Genomic DNA, 21,956 nt, shown 5'->3' with positions numbered 1-21,956 from the left:
ATGATTACGGTTTAGCCGTTTCTATTTTTACTCCAATGTCTTCAATTCCCGGAAGGTTGTCGTTTCTCATCGCCTGAGTAAGACCGATTTCATATTTTCCTTTTGCGGGAAATTTATAATTCAGTTTATATTGAAACAAAGTTTCCTTTGTATCTCCGAATCCTGTTCCGAGCCATTCTCCGTTAGGTTTTGCCAATACATAATTCAATGTATCGGTCTGTTTTTTCTTACTTTGAAGGTCGGTGAAATTCACAATAAACCTTATATTGCTGTAAGGATAATTGTTATTATTTCTTACAACAAATATAATATTTTTCGGATTTTGAGGATCTGAAATTTCAAGATTAAATTTTTGTTCACTTTTCTTATTCCATTTGTTATCAACAGAATTCATAAAAACTTCTCCTTCGGAGGAAGAATTACAGCTAAAGAAAAGAATAAGAGTAAATAATCCTAAAATTTTACGCATTGTTATCTTTTTTTGGAGGAAACTTCTTTTTAAATTTCTTTTTATTCGGGTTGGTTTTTTTCTCGGTTTCAGCACCAGAAGAAGCATCTACTTTTTCCAACTGAGGTTTAGGCTGTTGAGGCTTTTGCGTTCTCGGTTGATTATTATTAGAATTGGCTTTTGGATTTTGTTGCTGTTTTTCCTGTCTTTGAGGCTTTTCAACAGATTTTTCATTTCTTTCAGGACGTTCCTGTCTCTCAGGTCGGTTGTTGTTTTTCTTCTGACCCTGCTGATTCTGGCTGTTCTGATTGTTGTTATTCGGTCTGTTTTGGTTTTTATTTCTGTTGCCTCTGTTTTTCTTTTCGAAACGGTCTACGTTGTTCTCCTGAATCAGGTCGATGCTTGCAAAAGGCGTTTCCGGCTGTTTCAGCTCTTCCAGTGGAAGTGTTTTTTCTCCGCGTTTGTTTTTGGAGATCAGTTTTTTAACTAAATCAATATCGAAATCGTACCATGCAATTGAATTTTCTACATAAGCAAACCACATTTTCTTTTTGAAAACGTCGATTTTAATGCAGAAAGCTCTTCCTTTCTCGGTATCCAGAGTGGTGGAAGAAGACGGAAAATTGCTTAAAGCATCCAGATAACTGTCTAATTCATAATTAAGACAACATTTAAGTTTACCACATTGCCCGGCAAGTTTCTGAGGATTGATACTAAGTTGCTGATATCTTGCCACATTGGTGTTTACAGATCTGAAATCCGTTAACCAAGTCGAACAGCAAAGCTCTCTTCCGCAAGATCCGATTCCGCCTACTTTTGCGGCTTCCTGTCTGAAACCGATCTGTTTCATATCGATTTTTGTACGGAAAGCTCCGGCGTATTCTTTAATCAACTGTCTGAAATCTACACGGTTATCTGCCGTATAATAAAAAGTGACTTTAGAGGCGTCTCCCTGATATTCCACATCGGTGATCTTCATTTCAAGACCTAATCTGTGTGCTATTTTTCGGGCGTCTATTTTTACGCTGTCCTCTTTTTTTCTTGCTTCCTGCCAGACTTCCAGATCTTTCTGATTCGCCTGTCTGTATATTTTTAGTGCTGATTCTTCAGAACATTTTTTCTTTTTCATCTGAATCTTTACCAATTCTCCGGTGAGACTTACCACACCTACATCGTGTCCGGGACTCGATTCTACTGTTACTACACTACCTATATGTAAAGGGATATTGTTTACGTTTTTATAAAACGATTTTCTGTCATTTTTAAATCTAACTTCTACAAAATCACATCGGTTCGGTGCGGGATTGTTGATGTTAGAAAGCCAGTCAAAAACACTTAATTTATAACTATTACCACAGGTATTTACATTTTCACAGCCATTCGCGGTCTTCTTGGGTCCGCAAGAATGTGCAGAATCGCCGGATGTTTTACATCCACAACTCATATATAATATATTTAATTTGCAAATTTATGATTTTTATCTTTATAAGGTCTAAAATAATCAAATTATCGGGAATAGCTTTGTTTAAAACTAAACAAAATCGTATCCGGATGATTTAATTTTGATTAAATGTTTAACTGTGATGTATTTACAAAAGAGTTTACTTAAAGTGCTATTTTAAACATAGTTTTCTTTTGTGTTGATGTTTAAAATTTTATGATTTATTAACAGATGTATCTAAAATAATTTTATATTTGGATTATATAATAATAGTCTATGAAAAAAATATTGATATCAACAGCTTTATTGGCAGGTGTATTATCTTATGCAGGAGGCTTCAGAGTTTCTCTGCAAGGGGTGAAACAATTGGCAATGGCGCATACCAGTGCACATGCTGAAGATGCGAGTGTTACGTTCTTTAACCCTGCGGGAATGTCTTTCATTCCTTCAAAACTTAGTGTTGCTGCGGGCGGATTCGGGATAAGTTCTAAAGTAACCTATCAGAATCTTACTACTTTGGAATCTTATTCTACGGATAATCCTATGGGAACTCCTATTTATGCTGCGGTAGCTTACAAAGTGTTAGATAATCTTTCTTTAGGTTTTAATTTTTCAACGCCTTACGGAAGTACGGTAGAATGGCCGGATAACTGGGCTGGAAAAGAAATTGTAGAGAATATAGAACTGAAGGCGTTTTATTTTCAGCCGATGGTTTCTGTGAAATTATCACCTTGGGTTTCTTTCGGAGCGAGCTATATCTATGCTAAAGGAAGTGTAGACTGGACGAAAGCAGTTACTCAATTAGGAGGAAATTTAAATCTAAAAGATGATAAGGCTTCAGGACACGGTTTTGGTTTAGGTTTCTATTTCAGACCTGAAGAAAAACTGGATGTAAGTATTGCTTACAGATCTCCGGTTTATATGAATGCAGACAAAGGAAAAGCTACATTTAATATTTCTAAGGCATTATATTCTTCAGTAAGATTAGACGCTAACGGACAGGATAATTTTAAGGCTGTTCTTCCTTTGGTGGATGAATATACAATTGGGGTTACCTATAAAATAACACCGAAATGGCAGGTGTCCGGAGATTTCAATTACTACGGATGGGAGAAGTATAATAAACTTACATTAGATTTTGAAAACGCATTGGCAGGAAATCAGGCTGATGATCCTACCAAAAATGTAACGCCTAAAAACTTCCACAATTCTAAAGCTTTCAGAATCGGAACGCAATATATGATTACAGATAAAGTTGCAGGAAGATTAGGATATTATCATGATGAATCACCTTATGACGACGCACACTTCAGTCCGGAAACACCATCTTTTGACGCTAATGTAATTACCGGAGGGATTGGATTTAAACTCAATAAATTAGGAGTAGACCTTTCAGGAGCTTACAACTTCCAGAAGTCAAGAAATATAAACAATGCATTTTATAACCTTTACGGGCAGGCTAAAGCACAGGCATTTTACTTTGGTTTAGGTTTGTCTTATAACGCATTTTAATTTTTAATCAAGAATTATGAAAAAAATATTAATTTCTACATTCGCTATTTCAGCGTTGTTGTTAAATGTAAGTTGTGATACAGACTTCGATACTGATGTAAAGGATGTGGTAGTAACTTCCGGAGAAGCCAATTTTTCCAAATACGTATCTTTAGGAAACTCTCTTACTTCAGGGTATAGAGACGGAGCTCTTTATTTGGATGGACAAAATGAATCTTATCCTTCAATGATTGCAATGCAGATGAAACTTGCAGGAGGAGGAGATTTTAAACAGCCTTTAATGCCAAATAACGTTGGTGGATTTAATAATCTTCCGGGATTTTCAGGTAAACTGGTTCTTAGTGTAGTAAATGGGTCACTTACACCGGTGCCATCTGCTCCTGCAGCGGCGTTAGATAACATTTCTTCAGGTGCACCTTATCAGAATTTAGGGATTCCGGGAGCGAAATCTTTCCATTTGGGTATTGCGAGCTATGGATCTCTTAATCCGTTTTATGCAAGATTTTCTACAGGGGTAAGTCCTGTAGCGGCGGCAGTAGCTCAAAATCCTACTTTCTTCTCTCTATGGATCGGAAATAACGATATTTTAAGCTACGCAACCAGTGGAGGAACAAATTCTACAACCACAGGCGGCGTTACAACATACACACCTGCTGTAGTTCAGACAGGAAATATTAATCCCGCAACGTATGGATCTAATGATATTTCTGATCCTAACGTGGTAGCGTCCAGCATCAATTCTTATGTAACAGCGCTTACAGCGAACGGTGCGAAAGGAGTAATTGCTAATATTCCAAGCGTAACCGCTATTCCTTTCTTTACAACGGTTCCTTACAATCCGTTAACTCCGGCTGCTTTAGGTGCCAATCTTAATACACTTAACACAAGTTTGTACGGTCCGCTTAAACAGGCGCTTACAGCCTTTGGTGCAGGAGACAGGATCAACCTTTTATCTTCTACTGCCTCAAATCCTGTTTTGATCAGAGATGTTTCTTTAACAAATTTATCAGCACAGCTTACTGCGGCACTTACGCCGTCTTTAGGAGCGGCTACAGCTGCTGCTTTCGGACAGATCTACGGACAGGCGAGACAGGCAACTGCAGAAGATTATATCCTTCTTACGACCAGAGCGGTAATCGGATCTACGAATCCGAATGCTCCTGCTGCAATTAATGTATATGGTATTTCTTATCCATTAGAAAACCAGCACGTGCTTTCAAAAACTGAAGCGGCAAATGTCACAACAGCTATGACTGCCTATAATACTTCAATTAAGTCTATTGCAGATGCTAAAGGACTTGCATTTGTAGATGCAAATGCTAAAATGGTAGAGCTTAATTCTCAATCCGGAATTTTGTATGATGGAATAAGATATACAGCAAAATTCGTAACAGGCGGGGCTTTCTCTCTGGATGGGGTTCACCTTACAGGAAGAGGCTATGCTATTATTGCCAATGAATTTATTAAAGCTATCAATGCTAAATATAAATCTACCTTACCACAGGTAAATCCAAATAATTATTCCGGCGTAAAATTCCCATAATAATTGGATAAATAAAAACTTAGAAACCACAGGAGCAATTCTTGTGGTTTTTTTTTAAATTTGCAAAATCTTTAAAAAGTAAAAATGGCCGATCAGTTAAGTTATCTATTTTCTACAAGGACGAGTAAGGACTTGGCAGAGAAAATTGCCCAAAATTATGGGAAAGAATTAGGAAAAATCAACTTTCAGACATTCAGCGACGGAGAATTCGAACCTGTTTTAGACGAATCCGTAAGAGGGGGAAGAGTTTTCCTGATTGGATCTACGTTTCCGCCGGCAGACAATTTATTAGAGCTTCTTCTGATGATTGATGCTGCCAAAAGAGCTTCTGCTAAGAGTATTACCGTAGTGCTTCCATATTTCGGACTTGCAAGGCAGGACAGAAAAGACCAGCCCAGAGCGCCAATCGGTGCTAAGTTGGTGGCAAACCTTTTAACGGCAGCAGGAGCTACAAGAATCATGACAATGGATCTCCACGCAGATCAGATTCAGGGATTCTTCGAAATTCCGGTAGATCATCTGTATGCTTCTACTATTTTCGTAGATTATATCAGAGATCTCAATCTGGAAAATCTTACGATTGCCTCTCCGGATATGGGAGGTGCAAAAAGAGCGAAAAACTATGCAGGTCACTTGGGTGCAGATGTAGTAATTGCTTATAAGGAAAGAAAAAAAGCAAACGTTGTAGAAGAAATGTTCCTTATCGGAGATGTGGACGGGAAGAATGTTATCCTTATTGATGACATGATTGATACCGCCGGAACACTTTGTAAAGCGGCAGACATCTTAATGGAGAAAGGGGCGAAATCTGTAAGAGCAATGGCAACGCACGGAGTGCTTTCAGGAAAGGCTTACGAAAATATTGAGAACTCAAAATTATTGGAAGTTATTGTAACTGACTCAATTCCTGTTAAAAATAATTTGTCATCTAAAATAAAAGTGCTATCTTGCGCCCCATTATTTGCGGACGTTATGAAGATGGTTCACGAGCATCAGTCGATTAGCAGTAAGTTTGTTATTTAACTGATATTTAGAGGTTTGCAAATTTAATTTGAAACAATTTTTTAAATTTTTATAAATGAAATCTATTACAATTCAAGGTACAAAAAGAGAAAGCGTGGGCAAAAAGTCTACAAAAGCTTTACGTGATGCTGAATTAGTTCCTTGTGTTGTTTACGGAGGTGAAGCTCCTTTGAATTTCTCTGCTACTGAGAAATCTTTCAAAGGGTTAGTATACACTCCTGAAGCACACACGGTATCTATTGAGGTTGATGGTCAAACAATTCCGGCTGTTCTTCAGGATATTCAGTTTCACCCGATTACAGACAAAATTCTTCACGCAGATTTCTATCAGTTATCTGATGATAAGCCAGTTATCATGGAAGTTCCTGTAAGAATCACTGGTCGTTCTAAAGGTGTTGTAGCTGGTGGTGTTCTTCGTCAGTCTTTCAGAAAACTGAAAGTAAAGGCAATCCCTGCAAACTTACCGGATGAGATCGTTGTAGATGTTACTCCGTTAAGAATTGGTAACAAACTTTATGTTGGAGGTATCAAAACTGAAGGATACTCTTTCATGCACCCAGACAACGCAGTTGTAGTAGCTGTTAAGATGTCTAGAAATGCAATGAAAGGAGGTGCAGCAGCAATGGATGATGAAGATGAAGAAGAAGTTGCAACTGAAGAAGGAGCAGCTCCTGAAGCTACAGAAGCAGCAGCAGAATAAGAATTTCTTATTTAAAAATATAAAACCTGTCAAATTTTGGCAGGTTTTTTTATGACTAAAAGATAAATATGATGAGTTCAAATCTTGGTTAATCTTTTATTAGTGAAACGTCTTTGTAAAACTAAAAACATCAATTAATAAAAAATATAGAAATCAAAATTTATTTAAATCATTTTCATTGCTATCACTCGCTGAGTGAGACGCCCTTGCGAACCAAAAATGTCTAATAAAATAAAAATTCTCAACGATCTTAGCGTTAAAAGCAAAAAAGAATATTTTACATCGAATTTTTCTATCAATCAACAACAATCAACTCTCAGCCACAATCCGAAAAAAAGCCGTAAATTTGAAAAGTTCTAAATAAGAACAGTTTAATTAAAAATTTAATAAATGTTTGACATTCAGGAAATCAGAAGTCAGTTTTCTATATTGGATCAGAAAGTGAACGGTAAACCATTGGTTTATCTGGATAATGCGGCAACCTCTCAAAAACCGGATTCCGTTTTGGAGGTCTGGAACAAATACTATACGGAAATCAACGCGAATGTTCATCGTGGAATTCATACATTAAGTCAGTTGGCAACTGAAGAAATGGAACTTTCCAGAAGAAAAATCCAGAAATTTATCAATGCTGAACATGATTTTGAGGTAATTTTTACCAAAGGAACTACCGAAGGAATCAATTTGATCGCCTATATTTTAACCCAAAAATTAAAAAAAGACGATGAAATTATCATCTCTTATCTGGAACATCACTCCAATATTGTCCCATGGCAGATGCTTTGTGAAAGAACCGGAGCGAAGCTGAAAGTCATTCCTATGGATGAAAACGGAATTCTTCAACTCGATCAGTTTGAAAAATTTTTAAATGAAAAAACAAAAGTTGTTTCCGTTAATCAGGTTTCCAATGCTTTAGGAATTATCAATCCGATTGAAGAAATCATAGCCAAAACAAGAAAGAGCACCAATGCTTACATCGTTATCGACGGAGCTCAGTCTGCGCCTCATTTTACTCTTGATGTTCAGAAAATGGACTGTGACTTTTTTGTTTTCTCAGGACACAAAATGTATGCTCCAATGGGAACCGGGATTCTGTACGGAAAACAGGAAATTCTTGAAGATCTGCCTCCATTTCACGGAGGCGGAGAAATGATTGCCACCTGTTCTTTTGATGGAACCACTTACGCAGGTCTTCCTTTTAAATATGAAGCAGGGACACCCAATGTAGGTGGGAACATTGCTTTGGGAGCTGCCGTAGATTTTATTCTGAAAGTAGGGCAGGAAAATATTCAGAACCATGAAAATGCTTTGCTGGAATATGCGCAGAGACAGCTTCTGGATTTGGAAGGCATTAAAATTTATGGTGAAAAAGCCAACAGAACGGGAGTGGTTTCTTTCAATCTTGAAGGTGTCGGAATTGCTTCCGATGTGGGAATGATTCTGGATAAATTAGGAATTGCTGTAAGAACGGGACATCATTGTACACAGCCGATTATGGATTTCTTCAATATTGCAGGAACCGTAAGAGCCAGTTTTGCGGTGTACAATACATTCAGTGAAATTGATGCTTTGATAGAAGGCGTAAAAAAAGCACAGAGAATGCTAAGTTAGACTTAGATTTTTTTATAATACAAAACGGTCAGAGAAATTTCTGACCGTTTTATTTTTGTATGTAGTCTTAATTGACTTCAGAATCGCACATTTCCATCGGAACCAGACATTTTGTAGAAAGACACGGATTTCCGCTCGGAATCTGAAGACAGCACGCATGATATCCGTTATATGTGATATGATACGTATTCGCAGGACAGGTATGACCGCCTAAAACCTGCTTTAAATTTTCTCTTTGGATTTTTTTTAGATTTTTCATAATGTTTTGTTTTATAGTATTTCGTAATAAGTCCCTAAGATATGAAAAATATTTAAAATGATATTTTTTAATAAATTTCAAAAAATAATTTCCTTCGGTGTAACCTTTTCCGTTTTTAATTGTCTTACTAATAGAAACAAATAATTATGAAGCTTCTGTTTGGAAATAAAAAAGATGATTTGCTGAGCCGTCTCAAAAGGCAGGAACCGGCAGCGCAGAAAGTTTTTTATGATCAGAATGTAAAGAAATTTCTGAGCATCGGCAGAAGTTACGTTACCGATTTGTATCAGGCAGAAGACTGTGTTATTAAAGCGTTCTGTAAAATTTTTAAAAGTATTGAGACCTTTAGAAATGACGGAAGTTTTGAAGGCTGGGCAAGAAGAATTGTGGTGAACGAATGTCTGAACTTTATTAAAAGCCGCAAAACCGTTTTTTATCTGGACGACATCAACCAGTCTTATCTGGAAGAAATTTATGAAGAGGATATTGCTTTTGATTTCAATGCGCAGGAACTTCTGGATCAGCTTCCGGATGCTTACAGGATGGTTTTTAACCTCTATGTTTTCGAAGATTATTCGCATCAGGAAATTGCAGATACTTTGCAGATTTCTGTTGCCGTAAGTAAGACACAACTGTTTCGGGCAAAAGAAAAAATGAGAAAAATTTACTTTCAACAACAAAAAGCACTGAAAAATGAACACTACTAAAAATAATATAGAACATCATATCAAAAAGCAGATTTCAGAAAGAGAAATTGCTCCTTCTAGAAATTTGTGGTCTGAAATTGAAACCCAGTCGGAACGAAAAAACTCAAAAACAAAAATAAATTGGTATTTGGTGGCGGCTTGTCTGGTTTTAACGTTCAGTTTGGGAGCAGTTTTGTTTTTTAATAAAGAAAATAAGGAAACTGAAAAATCTGAAATTGTTGCTGAGGTTAAAAAGCCGGTTATTCAAAATAAAAAGCAGAAACTAACAGTACCATCTCCTGAAATTGTAAAGCCGAGACAAACAGAATCTGTTGCTATAGAAAATATTCCGAGTGAGAAAAAGAATGAAGCGGTAGAGTCGCAGATCATGATTGAGCAAAAACATATGCCTTTAACAAAAGAAAATGCTCCGGAAATTATCGGCACTATTTCTAAAATCGAGCCTGAAAAAATCATGGCAAAGTCAGATTCTGCAAAAACTCAGGGGAAAAGAAAAAGATATGTTGATCCTTCTACATTACTGTTCTCGGTAGAACATAAAGACGTTATCGAAAAAACCAAAGAAAGCAACGTGGCAACTATTGATCTGAACGGAAAATAACACTTCAAATTTTAACAACTAAAAAAAATAATACTATGATTAAAAAAATGATCATGATGGGACTATTGTGCCTTTTATCCGGTACAGCCTATTCTCAGAAAAATCTTACCTTAAATCTTCAGCCTAAAGAAGATACGGAAGTAAGCCCGATAGTAAAAGAAAAAGTAGATGAATATGCCCGAAAAATTGATTCAATTATTCAGGAAGAAAAAAAGCTGATGGAAGCAGAACTGCTGATTCTTCAGGCTAAGAATCTGGATAAAGCTGAATTTGATAAACAAAAGGCTCTTGTTGCCGACCGCTTTTCGGAAAAAATTGATCAGCGAATTGAAGAGCTCGGTTTTGATATGGATTCTGTGATTCAAAAGCAGGTAAGATATTCTCTTCTGAATTCTGATGTAACTTCCAACGAAGAAATTAAAGAAAAACTTCTAAAGAAATTCCGTCCGACCAAGAACTTCACCGCCTATTTTTCTTACGGAGCCATGATTCTCACCAATAATAAAGCAGATAATGATCTGGATAAAAATTTAGGATACGCGGGAAATCTTGAATTTGGGCTGAAATTCAATTATCAGTTCAGCAGAACCAGTCATTGGGGATTAATTTCCGGGCTTGGATTTTCATGGAGAACCTTAAATATTGATAATAACCGTTTTTTTGCTAAAGACATGAATTCGGATGTCTATCTTTCAGCGTATGATAAAAATTTAAGCAAAAGCAAATTGCGAACAGGCTATGTCATCGTTCCTTTAGGTTTGCAGTACAATTTTTCTAAACTGAAAAGTGCAGGAATGGATATCCAGTACAGAGATTATCAGAAAGGCTTTAAAGTAGGCGCAAATGTTTATGGAGGAGTAAGAATGTCGACAAACAATATTATTAAAGGCGAAGAAATCAGCCAGAGAGAAAGAGGAAATTATCAGGTAAATCCTTTCATTTATGGAGCGCAGTTTACCGTTTCGTACAGCGATTTCAGCATTTTCGTGAAGAAAGATTTCGGTAATTTTTTCAATGATAATCAATTTGAAAATGACAAAGCTCTGGTTATAGGTCTAGCTTACAAATGGTAAAAACACGTAACATTTATATATAACAGGAAACCGCAGGACAAATTTGTCCTGCGGTTTTTTACAATATTTAACAATTTAATTCTTAGTTTATTTCAGGCTTCCTACCATATCTTCAGGTTTTACCCACTCGTCAAATTGTTCGGCGGTTAAAAGTCCCAGATTCACCGCTTCTTCTTTTAATGTGGTTCCGTTTTTATGGGCGGTTTTGGCAATTTTTGCAGCATTTTCATAACCGATGTGCGTGTTCAAAGCTGTTACCAGCATCAGAGATTTATCAACCAGTTCTTTAATTCTTTCATAGTTCGGTTCAATTCCGATCGCACAGTGATCGTTAAAGGAAATACAGGCATCGGCAATCAGTTGGGCAGACTGTAAAAAATTATAAGCCATTACAGGTTTGAAAACATTCAGTTCATAATTTCCCTGCGTTCCTGCAAAAGAAATAGTCGTGTCATTTCCTAACACCTGAGCGCAAACCATTGTCATTGCTTCATTTTGGGTAGGATTCACTTTTCCCGGCATAATAGATGATCCCGGCTCATTTTCCGGAATATGAATTTCTCCAATTCCCGAACGAGGTCCGGAAGCTAATAATCGGATATCCTGAGCAATTTTAAATAAAGAAACCGAAAGTTGTTTTAAAGCTCCGTGAGATTCTACAATCGCATCATGAGCCGCCAAAGCTTCAAATTTGTTTTCTGCGGTTACAAAAGGAAGATTCGTAAATTTCGAAATATATTCCGCCACTTTGACATTATAACCTTGAGGGGTATTTAAGCCGGTTCCCACCGCAGTTCCGCCTAAAGCCAGCTCAGAAAGATGAGGTAACGTATTTTTTAATGCTTTTAAACCGTAATTTAACTGAGCGACATACCCTGAAAATTCCTGACCTAAAGTTAAAGGCGTTGCGTCCATCAAATGTGTTCTTCCGATTTTTACAATATCTTTAAACGCTTCTGATTTTTCTTTTAAAGTGTCTCTTAATTTTTCGACAGCCGGAATGGTGGTTTCCACCACTTTTTTATAAGCCGCGATGTGCATCGCCGTTGGATAAGTATCGTTGGATGATTGCGACTTATTCACATCGTCATTCGCATGAATTTCCGATTTTTCACCTAAATTTCCACCATTGTTAACGTGTGCTTTATTGGAAATCACTTCATTTACATTCATATTCGACTGTGTTCCCGAACCGGTCTGCCAGATGACCAAAGGAAACTGATCGTTAAGTTTTCCTTCTAAAATTTCGTCACAGACTTTCGCGATCATATCTCTCTTTTCTGCAGGAAGAACTCCTAAATCTGTATTGGTAAATGCCGCCGCTTTTTTAAGATAAGCAAAAGCTTCGATGATTTCATGTGGCATGGAACCTTCCGGACCGATCTTAAAATTATTTCTTGAACGTTCCGTTTGGGCTCCCCAAAACTTATCTGCAGGAACCTGCACTTCGCCCATGGTGTCTTTTTCTATTCTGTAATTCATGTGATTGAAATTTGTTTAGTTTTGATTTAACCCCAAAAGCACAGAGATTTATTAAATTTTATAAAAATCAAATTTTACAAAATGAAAATCGAAGATTTTTAAAACTAATGTGTTCTTCTAAAGCATTATTTATTAAACTTAAAATAACTAAAGTGTTTAAAAGCTTTTGCGTCTTTTGTGGTTAAAATATCTTCGTATAAAGTTAATGAGAAAAGAAAACCCCCGCAATTTATAATCATTATAAATATCAATCTAAGTTACTGATTTTACTCATGCTTTTTTGAGTAAGCCGTATTTTTGCACCCAAAGAAAAAAGTAAAATGGATTTCAGATATCAGGATCCGTATCCGATTCTAAAGGATGATACGGTATACAAAAAATTGACTTCAGACTATGTAAAAGTTGAAACATTAGGAGACAGAGAAATTTTAACCATTGATCCGAAAGGGCTTGAGCTTTTGGCGGAAGAAGCAATGGCGGATGTTTCTTTCATGCTTCGTTCTTCGCATCTCGAAAGCTTGAGAAGAATTATTGATGATCCAGAAGCTACGGACAACGACCGATTTGTGGCTTATAATTTATTACAGAATGCAGCGGTTGCTGTGGAAGGAGCTTTACCTTCGTGTCAGGATACCGGAACAGCAATTGTAATGGGTAAAAAGGGAGAAAATGTTTACACAGGCGTTGATGATGGAGAATATTTAAGCAAAGGAATCTACAATACGTACCAAAAAAGAAATTTAAGATATTCTCAGGTGGTTCCTTTAACGATGTTTGATGAGAAAAACTCAGGCTCCAATCTTCCGGCGCAGATTGATATTTACGCTAAAAAAGGAGATTATTACGAATTCTTATTTTTAACAAAAGGAGGAGGTTCGGCAAATAAGACCTTCTTGTATCAAAAGACAAAATCTTTGCTGAACGAAAAATCTTTGGAAGAATTCATTAAAGAGAAAATTTCAGATTTGGGAACGGCTGCTTGTCCGCCTTATCATTTGGCTTTGGTAATTGGTGGAACTTCTGCGGAAGCCAATTTAGCGGCTGTTAAAAAAGCATCAGCAAAATATTACGACAATCTTCCGACAGAAGGAAATGAAGCAGGACAGGCGTTCAGAGACTTGGAGTGGGAAGCAAAAGTTCAGAAAATCTGTCAGGAAAGTGCTATCGGAGCACAGTTTGGCGGAAAATATTTAACACACGATGTGAGAGTTATCAGATTGCCTCGTCACGCCGCTTCCTGTCCGGTTGGAATGGGAGTTTCCTGTTCAGCAGACCGAAATATCAAAGGAAAAATTACGAAAGACGGAATTTTCTTAGAACAACTGGAGCAGGATCCGAAGAGATTTTTACCGGCAACACCGCCACATCTGGAAGAAGCAGTAGAAATCAACCTGAATCAGCCGATGTCTGATATTTTAGCAGAACTTTCAAAATATCCGATCAAAACGAGACTGAAGCTGAACGGTACTTTAATTGTAGCCAGAGATATTGCCCACGCAAAGATCAAAGAATTACTGGATGCAGGACAGCCAATGCCTGAATATTTCAAAAATCACCCGATTTATTATGCAGGACCTGCAAAAACTCCGGAAGGAATGGCTTCAGGAAGTTTCGGACCAACGACGGCGGGAAGAATGGATGTTTATGTAAATGAATTCCAGAGCCATGGCGGAAGTATGATTATGCTGGCAAAAGGAAACAGAACAAAAGACGTTACCAATGCCTGCAACAAATACGGAGGTTTTTATTTAGGTTCCATCGGAGGACCGGCTGCTATTTTAGCGAAAGATAATATTCTTTCTGTTGAGGTGGTAGATTTTCCGGAATTAGGAATGGAAGCCGTAAGAAAAATTGAAGTAAAAGATTTCCCGGCGTTCATCATTACGGATGATAAAGGAAATGATTTCTTTGCAGATCTTGCGCACTAAAATTAGTTTATAAATAATTACTACTTTGTATTGCATGGTACTTTATTTAAAGTTATCTTTGCAATACAAAATAGTATTATGAAAAATTTTTTACTTACATTTATATTTAGTACAACTGTTTTCAGTATATCTTTTGCTCAGACGGATGCTAAGATTGACAGTTTGATACAAAAAGAGTTTAAAGATTCAGATGCTCCCGGTGGTGTTTTCCTTGTTTCTAAAAAAGGAAAAATTATCTATGAGAAAGCATTTGGTAAGTCTAATTTGGAACTGAATACGGATATGACTGTCCAAAATGTATTCCAGATAGGTTCTATGACCAAGCAATTTACAGCTTTTTCTATTTTACTTTTAGAATCCAAAGATAAATTAAATATAAAAGATCCTATTTCTAAGTATATTCCCGATTATCCGAATGGAAAGTCTATCACCATTCATCATTTGCTTACCCATACTTCTGGAGTCAAAGATTTTACGAAAATGAAATCAATCTCAGAAATCGCACAAAAGGAAATGACTCCCAAAATGATGATTGATTTTTTTAAAAATGAACCTGTTGATTTTAGTCCCGGAGAAAAGTTTGATTATAATAATTCCGGTTATGTATTGCTTGGATATTTAATTGAGTTAGTTTCCGGAGAAACATATGAAGATTTCGTGAAGAAAAATATTTTTGAAAAAATTGGGATGAACAACTCTTTTTATGCTACAGACAGAAAGATAATCAAAAACAGAGCTTATGGATATCATGAAAAGAAAGATGGGTTTGTAAACAAGACAATTATCAACTACAGTGTTCCATTCGCTTCCGGATCTTTAATGTCAACCGTTGAAGATATGCTGAAATGGCAAGATGCTATTAATCGATATACTATTCTTGATGAAATACATACTAAAAAACTTTATACAAAAAATAAACTAAACAGCGGAGAAGAGTTTACCTATGGATATGGATGGCATTTAAAAGAGATCAACGGAACTCCTACAAGAGAGCATGGAGGCAGTATTTTCGGATTCAAATCTATGGGAGTATATATTCCCGATGCAGATATATATGTATTAGGATTCAGCAATTGCGACTGCCATTCCCCAACACAGATTACAAAAGATATTGCTCAATTAGTTTTAAATAGTCAAATTAGCAGCGTGAAGTAAAGGTATAATAGTTTAAAATCAAAATAAATAATAAAATAGGACGTATATCTTTTGTATAAAAAAATAAAAAGTCCTATTTTTGCCTAAAATCTTTAAGAAAATGATAACGATTTTATCAGCATTTTGGCCGTTTTACCAATTCCTTTGGACAATTTTCTTCATTACAATGTTCCTTGTAGGATTTTGGTGTATCTTTATGTTCTTCGGGTTGGTAATTCCAATGTGGTTGACAGAAGGTTTGAAAGAATATTTCGGAAAAATTAAACCTTTCAATCCGGAAGATATCAGAAGCAAGCAGCTAAACGAGCAGGAAGGAGTAGAAGTAATCTACAGCAATCCTAAAGGAAACGGACCTTTCTTGCACGATAGTCACGGGCACGGACATCATTAATTGATTGTCATTGTTTTCTCACCTGAATTCTGAGAAAGCAATATCAAAGCAAAACAACATATATAAACCGCTTATTCTTTAAGCGGTTTTTTTTATTTCTATCATTCAAACAGTTAAGTGTTATTCAAAGCATATTATTTAATAAGTGCAAAGTTTTGTTTTTCAACAAAAGTTGATTTTTTATTCGAAAAATAAATTACTTTAGTATTGAATTAACCTTAAAAGGATGAATTATATGAAAAAATTCTATTCCGGTATATTGTTGTTTATCTTAGCCAATGTCTTTGGTCAGATAAGCTATACAATTACCCCTAATCCGTTTAATGAAACGGATGCAATAACATTAACCGTGCCCGGAAATCAGATTGACGAAACGGCATGGGGAGTTTCAAACAATGCCATTTATATCTGGACTTGGTCTTTAGATACGAACTATCAGAATAGTCAGGACTGCCCTACGAACGGAAGCTGGAATAATTCCAGTGAAATTAATCGATTAAGTTATAATGCTGCGACAGACACTTATTCATTATCTTTTACGCCCACAACTTTTTATGCAAGAACAGGGATCGGAAGATTTGGTTTTTTGCTGAAAGATAAAACCGGTGCGCATCAGACAACTCCGGATATTTTTGTCAACGTAGGAATTCTGAATTTAACGATGACAAATCCTGCTGCAAACAGCTTAACGTCTGTTCCGACGGGAAATTCCATTAACATCACGGCTACCACCAATGTGAATGCAACTTTTCAGCTTAAAGCTAATGGGACTGTTGTAAATTCGACTTCTACGGCTTCAACTTCTTATTCTTACAATTACACGGTAACTGGTGATGCCAATATGGAATTGATCGCAACGCAGGGAGGGAATTCAAAGAGTTCTACCTTTATTCTTCAGGTTCCAAGAAATGTGGTTTCTGAGGCGATTCCATCATGGATAAGACAAGGGATTAATTATCATCCTACAGATAACACAAAAGTGGGGCTGGCTTTGTATGCTCCGTCTAAAAATTTCGTTCATGTGATCGGAAGTTTTAATAACTGGGCGGTGAACGATGCTTATTTAATGAAAAGAGATACTGCGAATCCGGATTTATACTGGATTGAACTAAGCGGATTAACACCTCAGCAATTGTATACTTTCCAGTACAGAATCAATGATTTAAGAAAAGTGGCAGATCCTTACTCTCCACAGATTCTTTCTTCTTATGACGATCAGTACATTTCTTCTACGACTTATCCGAATTTACCGGCGTTTCCTGCCGGACAAGGCTTTGAGGTTTCTATGTTTAAAACAGGGCAGACTCCATATAACTGGCAGATTACGAATTTTCAGCGTCCGGCAAAAGAAAATCTTGTCGTGTATGAATTGTTGTTAAGAGACTTTACGCAGGAAAAAAACTGGCAGTCTTTAATTAGTAAGATTTCATACCTGAAAAATCTGAATATTAATGCGATCGAATTGCTTCCTATCATGGAATTCGAAGGAAATCTTTCTTGGGGATACAACACGTCTTTCCATTATGCATTAGACAAAGCGTACGGAACACCGGAAAAATTCAAAGAATTTGTAGATTTGTGTCACCAGAACGGAATTGCTGTAATTCTGGATATTGCCTTCAATCATGCAACAGGTCGTTCTCCGCTCGCAAGACTTTGGAATGTTGATCCGGATGGAGATGGTTACGGAGATATTGCTGCCAATAATCCTTACTTCAATCAGGTTCCTAAACATTCTTATAATGTATTCAATGATTTTAACCATACAAGTACTTCAACGAAATATTACGTTGAAAGATGCCTTCAGCAATGGTTAACGGAATATCATGTAGATGGTTTCCGTTGGGATTTAACCAAAGGGTTCACGCAAAGCTGTTCTGAAAACGACGAAACCTGTACAAACGCTTATCAGCAGGACAGAGTAGATATCCTGAAATACTATGCAGACAAACAATGGGCTCTTGATCCGAATTCTTACATGATTTTTGAACATTTGGGAACTGATGCCGAAGAGCAGCAGTGGGCAAACTACAGAGTTGCAGAAGGAAAAGGAGTAATGATGTGGAATAACCAGAACGGATCTTATAACCAGAATACAATGGGCTATAAAGAAAACAGTAATTTCGACAGAATGAATCATACGCTGCATGGATTCTCTGAAATGAGAGCGGTAGGTTACGGAGAAAGTCATGATGAAGAAAGATTAATGTTTAAAAATCTTGCTTATGGTGCGGTAAACGGAAGCTATGATGTTAAAAACCTTAATACAGCTTTAGACAGAATGAAAGCTTTCGGAGCGACGTTCTTCACTATTCCCGGTCCGAAAATGATCTGGCAGTTCGGAGAACTTGGATACGAATTCAGTATCAACAGATGTACAAACGGAACCATTAATAACGGTTGCAGAACCGATGAAAAGCCGATTGCATTTACTTTAGGATATGATACAGATGTGAACAGAAAAGCGGTTTATGATACCTGGGCGAAGATTATCAATTTCAGAAATATCTATCCGGTTTTCAAGTCAAAAACATATACTGTAGAATCCAATAATCTGGCAAACGATCCGAATGGATTAATTACGAGAATTTACGTTTACGACAACGCAATTACGAACGGAGTGAAAAATGTAGTGGTGTTAGCAAATTACACAACGGCAGCTCAAAGTGTGGTTCCGTATTTTCCGTATGTAGGTCAGTGGCAGAATCTAATGGATAACTCTGTTTCTAATGTAACTTCTACAACGGCTCCGATTACTCTTCAGCCGGGAGAATTCAGAATTTTCGGTAATTATGTGGGAATTTTATCCACAACAGACATGAATGCCGAAAATAAGCTTTCTTTACAGATTGCGGATAACCCTGTGAAAAATGGTGTGGCTAAATTAATTTACCACAAAGCGAAGAATGGGGAAGTCTTTATCTACGATATGAGCGGTAAAAAAATGGATTCATTTAAATTGAATAATGAAAACGGAACGTACGAATTAAAAACAAATTATCCTGCAGGAACGTATTTGGTTCATTTAAAATCAGATACGGGAGTTTCAATCCAGAAAATGATTGTGAAATAACCTGTGGATAACTTCAAAAGTTTATATGGAGAGATCGCGAAAGCGGTCTCTTTTTTTGTTTATTCATATTTTATCCGCAGTGAAAACAGAGTTTGTTAATACGATACTAACGGCTTTTCAATACTTTATTCACAATTTTTTCCACACTAAAATAGAAGGTTTTCCATATCATATTCATACTTTACCAATAGGTTATTCATATTTTACTCACAATTGAAAAATTGTTTATCTACAATTAATTTTTGCATACCAACATGAAATTAATATGTTCCTAATACATAATTCACGCGTTATCCACATCTTATTCACAATTTTGGCAGCTCTGAAAAATTCAAATTCTAAATTGGTTTGCAGATTAAAAATTATTAGTCTACTTTTGCAGTAGATTTATCAAGAAAGGTGGAGGGATTTGGCCCTGAGAAACCTTAGCAACCGACATTTTCTGATGAAAAGGTGCTAATTCCAACCCGATTGGGGGAAGATAAGTGATTCTGTATTCCGTATGAATTCCAGCTTCTTGAAGGTCTTTATGTTTGTTTCGGCAAACCATTTTAAATTAATTTTTTTAAAGCACTGAATAGAATGAAAAAACTCAGCGTAAGCGTACTCCTTTTAGCAATAGGATTTTTATCGGCACAGGAAAAAGAACAGCAGATAGAAGATGTCGTAATTGTAGGAAACCGAAATGCAAAACGCACAAAACTGGAAACACCGGTTCCGGTAGACATCATCAACATCGAAAAAATACAGCAGTCTTCACCGCAAATTACCGTTCAGGATTTACTGAATTATGTTATCCCGTCTTTCAACTCAGTCCGGCAGTCGGCTTCAGACGGTACAGAACATATCGATCCTGTTACTTTGAGAGGAATGGGACCTGATCAGGTTCTGGTTCTCGTTAACGGAAAAAGAAGACATACTACTTCTTTAGTTAATTATCAGAATACAGTCGGAAACGGCTCTGTAGGAACAGACTTAAGCACCATTCCGGTAATCGCCATCGACAGAATTGAAGTTCTGAGAGATGGTGCAGCAGCACAATACGGCTCCGATGCCATTGCAGGAGTTATTAATATTATCCTCAAAAAGAATCTTGGCGGAACAGCCAGCCTTAATTACGGAATTTCCGGAAGAAATGATGGCGAAACCTATCAGGCAGCAGCCAACTACGGAACTTCTTTAGGGAAAAAAGACGGCTATATCAGTTTATCCCTGCAATTAAACCAAAGAGGAAAAACAACAAGAACGCAGAATCATAATCTTGATATTTACGGTGATAATTTCGCGTATGATTTTGCTCCGGATTTTGATGCTGCAAAAGCGTTAGATGATCAGAAAATTCTTGCCAATGGTTTAACCCGGGACGATTTTAACTTCCAGATCGGTGATGCAAAAATAAAGCAGGCACAGTTATTTTTCAATTCCGAATATCCTTTGAACGATCAGTTTAAAATATATTCCTTTGGAGGTTTCAGTATCAAAGAAGGACAGGGTTACGGTTTCAGAAGATTGCCGAGTGAAACTTCAAACAATGTCTATTCTATTTATCCGAACGGTTTTCAGCCGACTTTAGGCTCGAAAATCTATGACATTTCCTATGCAATCGGAGCAAAATATAATAAAAATGACTGGTTTTTTGATTTTAGCAATACATTCGGAAGCAATACATTCAATTATGATGTAAGCAACACCGTCAATGCATCTTTAGGAGCCAAGTCACCAACAGATTTTTATGCGGGAGCACACAGTTTTCTTCAGAATACAATTAATCTTGATGTTTCAAAAAACATCAGGAACTTCAATATCGCATTCGGTGGAGAATTCAGGTTTGAGCAGTACGACATCAAAGCAGGAGATCAGACTTCCTATATGAGATATGATGTTTTCGGAAATCCTGTGACGGCGACTACCAATCCGGATAATATCTCCGGAGCAGGAGGAGCGCAGTCGTTTATTGGATTTTCACCACAGAATGCACTTTCAAAATCCAGACATTCTACAGCGGTTTATGCCGATGTTTCTTATGATCTGGATAAAAAATTAAATGTAGACCTTGCCGGAAGGTTCGAGAATTATTCAGATTTTGGAAGTACAATGAACGGAAAATTAGCAGTGAGGTACGAATTCGCAAAAAATTATTCAATCCGTGCTGCGGTGGGAACCGGCTTCAGAGCGCCGTCTCTTCAGCAGCAGTATTTTAATAATTCTTATGCAGATATTTCCACTACAGGAAATTCAATTGTTACCAAAGGAATTTTTAACAACGACAGCGAAGCTGCAAAAGCACTTGGCTTCGACAGATTAAAACAGGAAACTTCGGTGAACGGAAGCGTTGGATTTACTTTAAAGCCGATCAATAAGCTGTCAATCACTTTAGACGGATATTTAATTAAAGTAAAAGACCGAATTGTGATTACAAGTAATATTACAGACGATCGACTGGCGGTTTATGGTGTGGAAAGCGGAAGATTTTTTGCCAATGCCGTTGATACGGAAACCAAAGGAGTAGATCTGGTAGTTGCCTACGACTGGAAAATAGGAGGAGGAAATTTAAATATCAATCTTGCCGGAAATTATACCGAAACAAAAATTACAGATTTTCATTTCCCGGCTAATCTTCAGACACCGCAGAATGAATTTTTCGGACCGGATCAGATCAATATCATCGAAAGTCTGTCTCCCAAAACCAAAGCTTCTTTAGGACTGAATTACGGAGTCGGAAAATTTAATTTTCTGGTGAGAAATACTTACTTCGGGAAAGTAATCCGCGACGGATATCCGTTTGGAGGAGTTCAGGAATTTAATCCCAAAATAGTCACCGATGTGAGTGTAGGATATGATTTCACAAAAAATATTAACTTAACCGTCGGAGCCAATAATGTATTTGATGTCTTTCCGGATCTGCAGATTTATGAAAATTCGTATTTTGGGGTTTTCAAATATGCTCCGGTGCAGATGGGAACTCTCGGAAATTACTTCTTCGGAAAGCTTAATTTTACATTTTAATTA

General features: G+C 36.8%; 17 protein-coding genes and 1 riboswitch. Of the genes, 13 read left to right on the top strand and 4 right to left on the bottom strand.

Annotated features, from left to right (window positions below; translation table 11 throughout):
* Positions 1-4: 4 nt before the first annotated feature.
* Both H6W53_RS15020 and H6W53_RS15015 read right to left on the bottom strand, forming a co-directional pair.
* Positions 5-469, bottom strand: a complete 465-nt coding sequence (locus H6W53_RS15020; protein WP_116096617.1) for a gliding motility lipoprotein GldH — start codon at positions 467-469, stop codon at positions 5-7.
* Complete coding sequence (locus tag H6W53_RS15015) at positions 462-1,892, bottom strand: stage 0 sporulation family protein (protein ID WP_185207939.1); 1,431 nt, start codon at positions 1,890-1,892, stop codon at positions 462-464. The genes H6W53_RS15020 and H6W53_RS15015 overlap by 8 nt, the downstream gene beginning before the upstream one ends.
* Before the next feature lie 273 nt (positions 1,893-2,165).
* Between H6W53_RS15015 and H6W53_RS15010 the strand changes: the two genes are divergently transcribed.
* The 5 genes from H6W53_RS15010 to H6W53_RS14990 all read left to right on the top strand — a co-directional run bounded on the left by H6W53_RS15010 (position 2,166) and on the right by H6W53_RS14990 (position 8,278).
* Complete coding sequence (locus H6W53_RS15010) at positions 2,166-3,401, top strand: OmpP1/FadL family transporter (protein ID WP_185207937.1); 1,236 nt, start codon at positions 2,166-2,168, stop codon at positions 3,399-3,401.
* 16 nt (positions 3,402-3,417) lie between these two features.
* Positions 3,418-4,944: a G-D-S-L family lipolytic protein gene (locus H6W53_RS15005; protein WP_185207935.1), complete on the top strand. Its 1,527-nt coding sequence runs from the start codon at positions 3,418-3,420 to the stop codon at positions 4,942-4,944.
* 84 nt (positions 4,945-5,028) lie between these two features.
* The gene (locus H6W53_RS15000) at positions 5,029-5,967 is read left to right on the top strand and encodes a ribose-phosphate pyrophosphokinase (protein ID WP_087711724.1); all 939 of its coding nucleotides are present in this window, start codon (positions 5,029-5,031) and stop codon (positions 5,965-5,967) included.
* 55 nt (positions 5,968-6,022) lie between these two features.
* Positions 6,023-6,667 carry a 50S ribosomal protein L25/general stress protein Ctc gene (locus tag H6W53_RS14995; protein ID WP_087711722.1) on the top strand — a complete coding sequence of 215 codons (645 nt, stop codon included), beginning with the start codon at positions 6,023-6,025 and terminating at the stop codon, positions 6,665-6,667.
* A 390-nt stretch (positions 6,668-7,057) separates the two neighbouring features.
* Positions 7,058-8,278, top strand: coding sequence for an aminotransferase class V-fold PLP-dependent enzyme (locus H6W53_RS14990; protein WP_185207932.1), 1,221 nt, complete (start codon positions 7,058-7,060; stop codon positions 8,276-8,278).
* 67 nt (positions 8,279-8,345) lie between these two features.
* On the opposite strand, the gene H6W53_RS14985 is transcribed toward H6W53_RS14990, so the two are convergent.
* Positions 8,346-8,537, bottom strand: coding sequence for a bacteriocin-like protein (locus tag H6W53_RS14985; protein WP_087708149.1), 192 nt, complete (start codon positions 8,535-8,537; stop codon positions 8,346-8,348).
* Positions 8,538-8,683: 146 nt separating this feature from the next.
* Between H6W53_RS14985 and H6W53_RS14980 the strand changes: the two genes are divergently transcribed.
* From H6W53_RS14980 to H6W53_RS14970, 3 genes are read left to right on the top strand one after another with little or no spacing between them, the layout of a single operon-like run.
* Complete coding sequence (locus H6W53_RS14980) at positions 8,684-9,244, top strand: RNA polymerase sigma factor (protein WP_185207930.1); 561 nt, start codon at positions 8,684-8,686, stop codon at positions 9,242-9,244.
* Entirely contained in the window at positions 9,231-9,845 is a 615-nt protein-coding gene (locus tag H6W53_RS14975; protein ID WP_185207928.1) for a hypothetical protein, read from the top strand. Before H6W53_RS14980 ends, H6W53_RS14975 begins: the two co-directional genes overlap by 14 nt.
* A gap of 35 nt (positions 9,846-9,880) precedes the next feature.
* Positions 9,881-10,918, top strand: coding sequence for an outer membrane beta-barrel protein (locus tag H6W53_RS14970; protein WP_185207925.1), 1,038 nt, complete (start codon positions 9,881-9,883; stop codon positions 10,916-10,918).
* Between the two features lie 87 nt (positions 10,919-11,005).
* Here the strand turns inward: H6W53_RS14970 and fumC are convergent, their stop codons facing one another.
* Positions 11,006-12,400 carry a class II fumarate hydratase gene (fumC, locus tag H6W53_RS14965; RefSeq protein WP_185207923.1) on the bottom strand — a complete coding sequence of 465 codons (1,395 nt, stop codon included), beginning with the start codon at positions 12,398-12,400 and terminating at the stop codon, positions 11,006-11,008.
* A 320-nt stretch (positions 12,401-12,720) separates the two neighbouring features.
* Here fumC and H6W53_RS14960 point away from each other — a divergent pair, with 320 nt between their 5' ends.
* From H6W53_RS14960 to H6W53_RS14940, 5 genes are all read left to right on the top strand, one after another.
* Positions 12,721-14,328, top strand: coding sequence for a fumarate hydratase (locus H6W53_RS14960; RefSeq protein WP_185207920.1), 1,608 nt, complete (start codon positions 12,721-12,723; stop codon positions 14,326-14,328).
* Between the two features lie 78 nt (positions 14,329-14,406).
* The gene (locus tag H6W53_RS14955) at positions 14,407-15,483 is read left to right on the top strand and encodes a serine hydrolase domain-containing protein (RefSeq protein WP_185207918.1); all 1,077 of its coding nucleotides are present in this window, start codon (positions 14,407-14,409) and stop codon (positions 15,481-15,483) included.
* 100 nt (positions 15,484-15,583) lie between these two features.
* Positions 15,584-15,874 carry a hypothetical protein gene (locus H6W53_RS14950; RefSeq protein ID WP_185117444.1) on the top strand — a complete coding sequence of 97 codons (291 nt, stop codon included), beginning with the start codon at positions 15,584-15,586 and terminating at the stop codon, positions 15,872-15,874.
* Between the two features lie 235 nt (positions 15,875-16,109).
* Positions 16,110-18,947, top strand: a complete 2,838-nt coding sequence (locus H6W53_RS14945) for an alpha-amylase family glycosyl hydrolase (protein ID WP_185207916.1) — start codon at positions 16,110-16,112, stop codon at positions 18,945-18,947.
* 384 nt (positions 18,948-19,331) lie between these two features.
* A riboswitch (SAM riboswitch) is annotated at positions 19,332-19,435 on the top strand.
* 94 nt (positions 19,436-19,529) lie between these two features.
* Positions 19,530-21,953: a TonB-dependent receptor plug domain-containing protein gene (locus tag H6W53_RS14940; protein ID WP_185207914.1), complete on the top strand. Its 2,424-nt coding sequence runs from the start codon at positions 19,530-19,532 to the stop codon at positions 21,951-21,953.
* Positions 21,954-21,956 lie beyond the last annotated feature (3 nt).

Origin of the sequence: Chryseobacterium sp. C3 (assembly GCF_014218905.1) — a bacterium.
Taxonomy (GTDB): Bacteria; Bacteroidota; Bacteroidia; order Flavobacteriales; family Weeksellaceae; genus Chryseobacterium; species Chryseobacterium mucoviscidosis.
The sequence above is the reverse complement of the archived record's forward strand: the minus strand, read 5'-3'. Positions and strand labels throughout refer to the sequence as shown.